This window comes from Corynebacterium sp. HMSC065H09 (assembly GCF_001812845.1).
GTDB classification, from domain to species: Bacteria; Actinomycetota; Actinomycetes; order Mycobacteriales; family Mycobacteriaceae; genus Corynebacterium; species Corynebacterium jeikeium_D.
In genome coordinates, this window is sequence record NZ_KV810577.1 from 132024 (window position 1) to 142651 (window position 10628).

10 protein-coding genes are annotated in these 10628 nt (G+C 58.0%); 5 read left to right on the top strand and 5 right to left on the bottom strand.

What is annotated here, in order from left to right:
• Positions 1-15: 15 nt before the first annotated feature.
• Positions 16-1365 carry a DUF4921 family protein gene (locus tag HMPREF2878_RS02515; RefSeq protein ID WP_070652781.1) on the bottom strand — a complete coding sequence of 450 codons (1350 nt, stop codon included), beginning with the start codon at positions 1363-1365 and terminating at the stop codon, positions 16-18.
• A 112-nt stretch (positions 1366-1477) separates the two neighbouring features.
• On the opposite strand from HMPREF2878_RS02515, the gene HMPREF2878_RS02520 reads away from it, so the two are divergent.
• From HMPREF2878_RS02520 to HMPREF2878_RS02530, 3 genes are all read left to right on the top strand, one after another.
• Positions 1478-1861: a hypothetical protein gene (locus HMPREF2878_RS02520; protein ID WP_049193965.1), complete on the top strand. Its 384-nt coding sequence runs from the start codon at positions 1478-1480 to the stop codon at positions 1859-1861.
• A 255-nt stretch (positions 1862-2116) separates the two neighbouring features.
• Positions 2117-3460, top strand: coding sequence for an NADP-specific glutamate dehydrogenase (gene gdhA, locus HMPREF2878_RS02525; protein ID WP_069359159.1), 1344 nt, complete (start codon positions 2117-2119; stop codon positions 3458-3460).
• Positions 3461-3545: 85 nt separating this feature from the next.
• Entirely contained in the window at positions 3546-4307 is a 762-nt protein-coding gene (locus HMPREF2878_RS02530; RefSeq protein ID WP_070652782.1) for a sulfite exporter TauE/SafE family protein, read from the top strand.
• A 34-nt stretch (positions 4308-4341) separates the two neighbouring features.
• Here HMPREF2878_RS02530 and ehuA read toward each other — a convergent pair whose 3' ends face one another.
• From ehuA to HMPREF2878_RS02550, 4 genes are all read right to left on the bottom strand, one after another.
• A complete protein-coding gene (gene ehuA / locus HMPREF2878_RS02535; protein WP_016422932.1) occupies positions 4342-5115 on the bottom strand; it encodes an ectoine/hydroxyectoine ABC transporter ATP-binding protein EhuA in 774 nt (257 codons plus the stop codon).
• Positions 5116-6096 (bottom strand): amino acid ABC transporter permease, encoded by a 981-nt coding sequence (locus HMPREF2878_RS02540; protein WP_070652783.1) that lies wholly within the window; start codon positions 6094-6096, stop codon positions 5116-5118.
• On the bottom strand, positions 6097-6990 hold the full coding sequence (locus HMPREF2878_RS02545) for an ABC transporter substrate-binding protein (RefSeq protein ID WP_016422930.1): 894 nt from the start codon (positions 6988-6990) through the stop codon (positions 6097-6099).
• A 126-nt stretch (positions 6991-7116) separates the two neighbouring features.
• Entirely contained in the window at positions 7117-8436 is a 1320-nt protein-coding gene (locus HMPREF2878_RS02550; protein WP_070652784.1) for an NAD(P)-dependent malic enzyme, read from the bottom strand.
• 757 nt (positions 8437-9193) lie between these two features.
• On the opposite strand from HMPREF2878_RS02550, the gene HMPREF2878_RS02555 reads away from it, so the two are divergent.
• The gene (locus tag HMPREF2878_RS02555; protein WP_083310804.1) at positions 9194-9952 is read left to right on the top strand and encodes an Ltp family lipoprotein; all 759 of its coding nucleotides are present in this window, start codon (positions 9194-9196) and stop codon (positions 9950-9952) included.
• 148 nt (positions 9953-10100) lie between these two features.
• Positions 10101-10274 (top strand): hypothetical protein, encoded by a 174-nt coding sequence (locus tag HMPREF2878_RS11250; protein WP_168165341.1) that lies wholly within the window; start codon positions 10101-10103, stop codon positions 10272-10274.
• Positions 10275-10628 lie beyond the last annotated feature (354 nt).

The window sequence follows — 10628 nt, forward strand, 5'->3', positions numbered from 1 at the left end:
CTCTGTGCCAGAGAACTACAGCCGCGGCCCGTCTTCAACGAGCGGGTTGTATTTCAGCGAGTTGGGCTGGCACTGGCACTCGGTCGCAATGTGGATGCTGTCCGAGATCTTTCCGGTCTCCCGTAAACGGTACATCTCCGGGACAACGCGGTCGCGCAAATCCCATGGGGAGATGGTGTTCAGATAAATCTTGGTGCCACCCTCAAAGCCGGCCAAGTTCGAGGTGCGCCACTTAATCATTACGCGCCACGGCATGCGGGCATCCAAATCGACAGGGCGGTGGTGCCATTCCTCGTTACACGGAATGGTGGGCCCGGCAGCGGCATGACATGCGTGAATCAGGTCCGACATTGCGTCTATCTCAGCCCGGGTTTGCAGCCACGGTTCGCAGACATCCGACTTCGAGAAGATCTCCAGCGTCGGGTAGCGGTGTCCGAATCCTGCGAAAGCCACCGCGTGCTCGTTTTCCGCAATAACCAGGTTGTGGCGGGCCGCATAGTCCACTGCGTATTCGTTGTAGATATTCGGGTTCTTGCGCACCGCCTGCACTTCGCGCTTGAGCTGCTCGCCGTGCTCATCGATGGCCACAAGCTGCTTGTGCAAGTGATCGAAGCTTGCGCCTGCCGGTTTCAGCCAGTTTTGGAAAGCGGCCACATAACGCACGTAGCGGTTCCGTCGGTACAGGTCAGCAATCGACTCGACGGTAAACGCAATGAGTGCGCGGTGCTCGGCAACGCTCAATGTGCCAGAAGAAGCCAGCTGGTTATCGTGGGTAGCGGCGTCGACAAAGTGGCGACGGGCAACAATCACATCGTGGCCGCCGGCGAAATAGCTTGGGGCGCGGCGCAGCAATTCCTCGTCGGAAAGCGCGCTGATTTCCTCTTCACTGCGTCCAGCGGCGCGGTAGCGCGTGCGAATGATGTTGAGCACGTGCTCGCGGCCCTTCGGGTCATCGAGGTAGGCCTCCATGCGTTGCTGAGTTTCGCGGTCGGGCTCGAAGCCGTAGTTTTCCGACCAATAGTCATAGGAGACGATCTCGAACAGGTTGGGCACGCGGCGGAACTCCGCAGTGGTGTCGAAGAGCTGGTCGGGCAGTACTCCGGTCACCGTGCTGTAGCCGCCGAATACCGATTCGTCGAGGACAACGCGGGCCTTCTCCGGCGGGGTTTGCAGCAGGTTGTTCCAGCCAAAGGAGTCGCGGGATCCAAAATCCTCCTCGCTCAATGGCTGCGGATCCGTGTGCTTAATTCCTAACGGCCGATTGCCACGACCTGGGACTGTCCACACCTGGGTACCGGAAAAAGGATTGACTTGCTTCACCGTGCCGTCGGCAAGCGTGATGAGGGGATTGCTGAAAGCCTGCATAAGTCCAACACTACGTCTTTGCTGGCGGTCGGCGCGCCAACGTAGGGGGGACAAGGGCTTGACGACGGTTAGCTATTGTCTGGCCGTCTCGCGTGGCTTAGCCTGTGAAGTTATGTCGAAGATTGTTTTTCACTGCCTGGTGAAGCCGACCGAATCGGAGGCGCTGGCCGAGGCATTTCGTACCAAGTTGAGTGAGTTTGACCGCGCCGGGCGAGTTAGTGACGTGGATGTTTCGGTGGCGTCGGCGGACACGGACGCGCAGTTGGTGGAGCAGTGGGAGCGTGAGAACCCGAAGGAGCCGTTGGGGGATAGGAAGGTATTCCGTTATCTCTTGAGCTTCGATCAGCACGGTGGTTCTCTCAATGAACTCGCTATGGACCTCTCTGAGCTACTGACTCCGCGTGCAGAATTGCCCCCGGACCCAGTGCTGCGTGAGTTCGACGAAATGCTCGAATCTGTTGCGACGTATCCCTGGAATGTTGCCGTATTTAGGTAATTTCCTACCTAATTCGTGAAAAGTGTAAGCCTCCACAGAGTCAGTGATTGGCTTGGCCAACGGGTGTAGCGCAAATCGCTACGAGTTTTCCCAGCAATATGCCGTTGTATAATTATGTCCGCTTCAATATCTACAGTTGCCCAGTCCTTGTGCACACAACCTGTGCCACCGAGTTACGGCAACCGGGAAGTGGTCTACAACCGCTGACGGTTTGTTCTTCGTGGGCGCCATAATGGTTTCGCAGAGAGGTTTATTTTGAATATCGAGCAGAAGGTTTCGGGACTCTATGACCAGATTCTCACCCGAAACGCCGGTGAGCCGGAGTTCCACCAGGCAGTGGCAGAAGTTCTGGAGTCGCTGAAGGTCGTCCTGGAAAAGGACCCGCACTATGGTGACTACGGCTTGGTTCAGCGTCTGTGTGAGCCGGAGCGTCAGATTATTTTCCGCGTGCCGTGGGTCGATGACCAGGGGCAGGTCCAGGTCAACCGTGGCTTCCGTGTTCAGTTCAACTCTGTGCTGGGCCCGTACAAGGGCGGTCTGCGCTTCCACCCGAGCGTGAACCTCGGCATCATTAAGTTCCTGGGCTTCGAGCAGATCTTCAAGAACTCCCTGACCGGCCTGCCGATCGGTGGCGGCAAGGGTGGCTCCGACTTTGATCCGAAGGGCAAGTCCGAGCTGGAAATCATGCGCTTCTGCCAGTCGTTCATGACTGAGCTGCACCGCCACATCGGTGAGTACCGTGACGTCCCGGCCGGTGACATCGGCGTCGGTGGCCGCGAGATTGGCTACCTGTTCGGTCAGTACCGCCGTATGGCCAACCAGCACGAGTCCGGCGTTCTCACCGGTAAGGGCCTGACCTGGGGCGGTTCCCTGGTTCGTACCGAGGCCACCGGTTACGGCTGTGTCTACTTCACTGAAGAGATGATGAAGGCCAACGGTGCTGACATCAACGGTGCCAAGGTCATCGTTTCCGGTTCCGGTAACGTCGCCATCTACGCCATTAAGAAGGCTCAGGAGCTCGGCGCTACCGTCGTCGGTTTCTCTGACTCTTCCGGTTACGTCTCCACCCCGAACGGTGTCGACGTCGAGCTGCTGAAGGAAATCAAGGAAGTTCGTCGTGCTCGCGTCTCCGAGTACGTCGCTGAGGCTGAGGGCGCTGAGTTCCACGAGGGTGGCAACATCTGGGAGCTCAAGGCTGATGTCGCACTGCCGTGTGCAACTCAGAATGAGCTCAATGGCGAGTCCGCCAAGCTGCTGGTCGACAACGGCTGCCGCTTCGTTGCTGAGGGCGCAAACATGCCGTCCACCCCGGAGGCTATCGAGGTCTTCAAGGCCAACGGTGTCCACTTTGCGCCGGGCAAGGCTGCCAATGCCGGTGGTGTTGCTACCTCCGCTCTGGAGATGCAGCAGAACGCTACCCGCGATTCCTGGTCCTTCTCCTACACCGATGAGCGCCTGAAGCGCATCATGACCAACATCTTCAAGAACTGCGAAACCACCGCCGCTGAGTACGATCACGAGGGTAACTACGTGCTCGGTGCCAACATCGCAGGCTTCAAGAAGGTCGCTAACGCAATGCTGGCTCAGGGCGTCATCTAGTCTGCTAACGTTTCCGCTTTACGACGGATCCTCGGCGACCCCGCCCGTCGAAAAGCCAAAAAGCCCACGCTGTAAACTCCCTCCTATGGAGTTATCAGTGTGGGCTTTTGTCTTTATCGTGGCAACGATTTTCATCGGGGCTCTGATGCAGCGAATAGCCGGTATGGGACTCGGACTGTTGGGAGGTCCGGTCCTCTCACTGGTTGCAGGTCCCGTAGCAGGAATTTTGATTATTAACGTGCTCGCATCGGTCAATGCGATCATGCAGACCATCTCGGTGCGAGAGAACGTCGATTGGAAGAAGTTCTGGCTGATTGGCCCGGTGATGGCCTTAGGTGCGCTGCCAGGCGCCTGGGTGGTTCACAACACGCCCAGTGGGCCGCTCCAGGTGTTGGTCGGTGGGCTCGTGCTACTCGCGCTGCTGGTGACATCGTTTATGCCTCAGCGCATGCGTGTCGACGGCCCACAGTACGCCGTCGCCTCTGGTGTTGCCGGCGGTTTTATGAATACCCTGGCCGGCATTGCAGGACCTGCCATTACCGTTTACGCGCAGGCTTCCCGTTGGCCAGCGCAGACCTTTGCGGCCACCCTGCAACCGCTCTTCTTTGTTTCCGGCGCGTTGTCCTTGCTGTTCAAGGAAGTCAGCGGTGACGTATCTGTCTTCGCCACCACACCGGTTGTGCTCTGGCCGCTGTGTTTGATTGCCATGATTGTGGGTATATTTTTGGGCACCCGCGTTTCTCGACGAGTGCCCATTGTGCAAGCCCGAAAGCTCGCGGTCATTCTGGCGACTACCGGCGCGGCAGTCACTATGTTTCGTGGAATCTCCGCAACTTTTGGCGCTTAGGCTTGCTGTTCCGCTTGCCAGCCTCTCCTTGCTGTTACTTCAACAGCGAAGACAGGAAGTTGCGGGTGCGCTCGTGCTGCGGATTACCCAGCACCTCATCCGGGGTGCCCTTTTCCACGACCACGCCGTCAGCCATAAACACGACCTGGTCGGCGACTTCACGGGCAAAGCCCATCTCGTGCGTCACGACGACCATGGTCATGCCCTTATCGGCCAGACCACGCATGACGTTGAGAACCTCACCGACGAGCTCGGGGTCAAGAGCGGAAGTCGGCTCATCGAAGAGCATTAGCTTCGGCTCCATGGCCAGGGCTCGAGCAATGGCAACACGCTGTTGCTGACCGCCCGAGAGCTGAACAGGGTAGGCATCGGCCTTGTGCGCCAGACCAACAGTCTCCAGCAGCTCCATGGCACGCTTTTCAGCCTGCTCCTGAGAGACACCCTTTACCAGCACCGGTGCCTCGGTGATATTTCCCAGCACCGTGCGGTGCGGGAACAGATTGAAGTTCTGGAAAACCATACCGATATCGCGACGCTGACGGGCAGCTTCTGCGGCGGAAATCTCGTAGAGGCTGCCGTTCTTTTCGCGGTAGCCAATCAGGGAACCGTCGACGTAGAGACGGCCGGCATTGACCTTCTCCAGGTGGTTGATACAGCGCAGCAGCGTGGACTTACCGGAGCCCGAAGGACCAATGAGGCAAGTAACCGTACCGCGTGGAACTTCCAGGTCGATGCCCTTGAGGACCTCGAGACGGCCGAAGTTCTTCCGAACCTTTTGCGCCTCAACCATCAAATCTTTGGTAGTCATTTACTGCGGATCCTCTCGGTAGAAGTGCTCTTCGTCCTTATCGACAACGCGAGCATTTGCAAGCGGCACACCTTCGGCGTCGGCAAGCGCGGCCAGCTGGCGGGCGGTGAGCTGACGGGTAGCGCCGCGGGCGAAGTAGCGCTCAAGGTAGAACTGTCCGACCATCAGAATTGATGTGATGACCAAGTACCAGGTGGCGGCGACAAGCAGCATCGGCACCGGCAGGAACAGCGCATTGGCGATGTCCGTGGAGCGGCCGTAGAGTTCCAGCGAGAACGGCACTGCGATGACCAGCGAAGTGGTCTTCAGCAGGGAGATGAACTCGTTGCCCGTCGGCGGGATGATGATGCGCATAGCCTGTGGCAAGATGGTGCGGCGGACAGTCTGCCACCAGCTCATACCCAGTGCCTTCGATGCTTCGGTCTGGCCCTCCGGGACAGCCTGGATGCCGGCACGGACAATTTCAGCCATGTACGCGGACTCATTCAAGCCGAGACCGACGAACGCCAACACAAAGGTGTTGGACAGGACGGTGCTGAGATCAACCTCGGTAACACCCAGGTCAACCGTCGAGTAGATAGTGCCGAGGAGACCCCAAAAGACCAGCTGCACGTAGACCGGAGTTCCTCGGAAAACCCACAGGTAGAACCAAGCAACAGTGGACAGCACGGGGTTGTCCGACATGCGGAGTACGGCGACGATAGCACCGCCGACGATACCGATGAGCATGGCCAAGACCGTCAGTGCAATGGTCCAGCCAGCGGCAGCGGCGATTCGTGTGTCGAACAGGTACTGGAAGTAAACATCCCAGTGGTAGGCCTCGTTGCGGGCGGCACCGATGATGAACCACAGGAAGAGCACCAGCAGCACTGCTGCGGTGATCCAGCGACCCGGGTGCGGCAGCGGTTTGGCCTTAATTTCTTCGTTGAGTTCCGCCTGTGTGGCCTCGTAGCGGGCGCCAGACGCAGATGAGTCGCTCACTTAAAGTTCCTCTCCGTTAATAGTGGCGCGTTCCAAAGCACCGTCTTCCAAACCCCATGTGGTCAGGATTTGCTTGTACTGGCCGTTGTCGATGAGGTACTGCAGTGCCTGCTGCAGCACTGGGCCAAGTTCTGAATCCTTCGGAATAGCGAAGCCGAACGGGGCACCATCGTAGATATCTCCGGCAAGTTCGAGTTTGCCCTCAGAACGATTGACCGCGTAGGCACTGACTGGTGAGTCAGCTGCCAGCGCGTCAGCACGCCCCAGCACCACGGTGGTAGCTGCGGTACCAGCATCCTGGTAGGCCAATTTGTTAATTGGTGGCAAACCGCGATCCAGACAATCCTGATTCTTTACCGGCAGGTCCTCCATGTCAGCGACGGTATTGCGCTGAACAGCGACAGTTTTGCCACAGTAGTTGTCGGAGCTGGCGTCGCTGCCCGGGCGACGTGCCCACTGCAGGCCGGTATCCAGGTAGTCGACGAAGTCGTAGGTCTTGCGGCGCTCCTCGTTTGAGGTGAAGCCGGAGGCACCAACATCAACTGCGCCGGCCGACAGGGCCGGCAGAATCAGTGCGAAATCCTGTTCTTGGATTTCCAGCCGCAGATCCAGGACGCTGGCCATGGCCCGCATGAGGTCAATGTCGAATCCGATGATGGAACCGGCGGAATCCTTAAACTCTGCCGGGGCGAATGTTGGGTTGGTGCCGATGCGCAATACTTCGCGCTTACGAAGATCTGCTGGGACCTGTTTCGCCAGTTCGGGGACCGCTGCCGGTTTGATCTCTGACCAGCCCTCGGGGTTACCGCTTTCGTCATTGGTGACGCAGCCTGTAAGCCCTAAGAACAAGGTCGCAGTCAGCGTGGCAGCCGCCAATGCGATGGGTCTTTTCATATCTGAATATGTTACCTAGGCGCAGGAATACCTTAAATTCGGTACCCCTATTCAGCTGCGTCTTAGGCTGGTGCAGGAAAACCGCACACTTTTCAGACTTCCCGAGGGATAGTCAGCGCGGGTTTTCTAGTTCGCTTCAGCTGCAGCAAAGCCATTGCCAGTGACGTCGAGCGGGCCGACCGCGCCGGAGGCCGGGTCGCTCAGCGCAGCATCGCGGACAGCCTTCGCCACGGCCGGCATGACGCGCGAATCCAGCGCCGACGGGATAATGCGGTCGGCACTCAGGTCTTCTACGCCAATATTTGCAATGGCCTGAGTAGCAGCCAGCTTCATGGCCTCGGTGATCCGTTTGGCACCCGCCTCCAGTGCGCCACGGAACAGACCCGGGAAGGCCAGCACATTATTAATCTGGTTCGGATGATCCGAGCGGCCAGTGGCCACGACGGCTCCGTACTTGCGGGCGACTTCCATCGGAATCTCCGGAATCGGGTTGGCCAGCGAGAACAGAATCGGGTCAGCGGCCATTTGGCTAATCGCATCCTCGCCGATACGGCCGGCAGAGACGCCGATGAAAACGTTAGCGTCGACAAGCGCATCGTTGATCGACCCGGTGATGCCGCGTGGGTTGGTCATGCCGGCGACCCACTGCTTGATGTCGCTCAGCGGCTCGCGGTCCGGGTGGATGATGCCGCGCGAATCGACGACGACGATGTCGGACACGCCAGCGGACAGCAGCATCTTCGTCGCAGCGACACCAGCGGCACCAGCGCCGGAGATGACTACGCGGAGATCCTGGAAGCTGCGGCCGGTCAGCTTGCAGGCGTTGATCAGGCCGGCGGCGATGACGATGGCGGTGCCGTGCTGGTCGTCGTGGAAGATGGGGATGTCGAGCTCTTGGTCGAGACGCTGCTCGATCTCGAAGCAGCGAGGCGCGGAGATGTCTTCGAGGTTCACTCCGCCAAACGACGGCGCCAGCGCCTTGACCGTCTGGATGATTTCCTCTGTATTGAGGGTATCCAGGACGATTGGCACAGCGGAGATGCCGGCGAACTGCTCGAAGAGCTGGGCTTTTCCTTCCATCACCGGTAGCGCGGCCTTGGGCCCGATGTCGCCAAGGCCAAGCACGGCGGTGCCGTCGGAAACCACTGCGACGTTCTGGCCGGTCCAGGTGTAGGTGCGGGCCAGAGCCGGATCTTCGTGGATGGCCTCACAGACGCGAGCGACACCTGGGGTGTAGCCGATGGAGAGGTCGCGAATTGTCTCGAGCTTCATGGTGGAGTGGGAGCGGAGCTTGCCGCCTCGGTGTGCCTCAAAGATTTCCGCATCGGTGATGGTCGACGGATCTGTGGGGGCGGTGTCCTCCGGTACTGCGTGAAGTGGCGTCTTAGCGGAGTTCGCGTTCGCAGTGTGGGCGGAGGAGCTAGAGGGGGAATTCGCAGCAGGCATGATGACAGTCCAAAACGTGTTGAGTACTGAGTACTTTGTACTTTGAGAAAACTCGACCGCGGCGTGAGCTGCTGGTGGGCAGTGCGTAAAGCCGGGAGCAAAGCTTGGCAGGTGATACGTAGTGGTGTGCGTAAAAACTAAACCAGTCTTGCTATACGGGATTGGTATCTCATTATATGGACAGTGGGGTGGAAAATAAAATCTTTGCGGTTGGGGGAGCGGGGATTTGGGAAGTGTCGTGGGGCTGGCGGCCGCGGGCGTGATGCCGGAACCCCGGCTTTTGCCGAGTTCGACGAGTCCTGCCATGGCATCGTTTGTGTTAAGGGCTACTCAGCTGCGTCGTTTGTGATGAAGGTGTGCATCGAGCTTGCTCGGAAGCATCTTTGTTAGGAAGTGCCTTCGGTGGGGTGTCTATGTGCTGTCGGGTTCCATATGGGCGGCTGTCGTTGGAGGGGCTCCATGCCTTGGCCGCTTTTGGCCTTCTATTGGTTTGGAAAATGTTGGCGATATTATTTGCCGATATTGAGTAAGCGCTGGCCGGGGTTGAAGGTTAGTTTTTAAAGAGATTAACCAGTTCCAAGCCCTGTTCTATGGGGTAGAGGCCTGGTTTTTTCTTACCTTCAGTGGTGCCTTATGGTTCGCGAATCGAAAATATTTGTGTAGTGCGGAAAGTTGAATCCGGAGTTCCTGGGATAGTTCCAACTGACGACAGAGAGCTGTTCGTTTATTGCAACTTCTACGCAGGAGGCTTCTTACGATGTCCGATTCCACTTTCCCCCAGAACCCGCAGAGTCCACAGAACCCGTATGGCTCCCAGAATCCGTACGGCTCCCAGAATCCGCAGGATTCGCTGGGGCAGCAGTCCTACCAGCACAGCCCGCAGGATCCGCTCGGCCAGCAGCCCTACCCGCAGGGTCCGTCGGCAGCGGGGCAGATGCCTCCGGCTCCGAAAGAAAAGAAGAAGGGTGGCTGCTTCAAATGGGGTGGTATTGCCGCGGGCGCTGTCGTGGTCCTCGCTGTGGCGGCCAGCTTGACTGGTGGCGGTGACACTGAGTCGGGTTCCGATTCTGAAGCTGCATCTCTCTTTGGTTCGGAGACTGCCGTTGCGGCTGATTCTGGGACTGTTGAGAATGCCGATTTCGCTGAGTCTTCCGAGGCAGGTGTAGATGAGCAGCAAGGTCAGACGGGGGAGCAGCAAAAGCAGGATGAGAAGGTCCCGACCGAATACAAGAATGCTCTCCGCAAGGCAGAGATTTACGCGAATCGCATGCACATGTCGAAGGCCGGTATTTATGATCAGCTGACCTCGGAGTATGGCGAGAAGTTCTCACCGGAGGCAGCCCAGTATGCAATGGATAACCTTGAAGCGGACTGGAATAAGAACGCACTGGAAAAGGCGAGAATCTATCAGGATTCGATGGCAATGTCCCCGGATGCTGTTTACGAGCAGCTGACGTCGGAATACGGCGAGCAGTTTACTCCGGAGGAAGCTCAGTACGCGGTGGATAACCTGTAGCAGCGGGCTTCGTTTGTTGATGACGCCAATTGGCCAGAGTCCAGTTGGATGCCTGCTGCAAAAGGACGGCTTCCGCTTCACCAGAATGCATTTGCTGCACACTGAACGGCTGTTGGTGAAGCGGAAATCGTCTTGGCCGTTTTAATGCGTGACCGGGCAGTTGAGCGAGTGTCTGCAGCACAACTTCGGCGCGGTACAGATCGTGCCGTTTATCAACCGCGCCCGTATCGGCGACCGCGGCGGCAAATCAGAAGTAACCGCGACACTGCGCCGCTACGCAGACGCAGCCACCTATCTTGCAGAAGACATCGCTGAGTTTTGAGTCTCCATCATAGAAGAGCAGCGGCAAGCTTTGTTGAGTGGGATGTCCGAGTACGTCGATGGCGATGAAGAAGTTTTCAGAGCGTATGCTCGCCTGTTGAAATCAACGGACTCAAAAGCCATGGAGTAGCCACATTCGCGGGGTGCGAGTCCCCGCCATGGCACTGCCCCGTTCACTCAATCGGTAGTGGCGGGGTTTTCTTATGCCCAAAAACAGATTCACCCAGGAGTTAACGCAGGATTCAGCAGGCAATACGTGGCTCTTTTTTGGCTCATTTTTGGTGCAAAATACCCGTGAAAGTACGTGAAAGTGCGTGAAAAAGAGGGTTAAGTAAAGAAAAGTGTGTCCGCATGC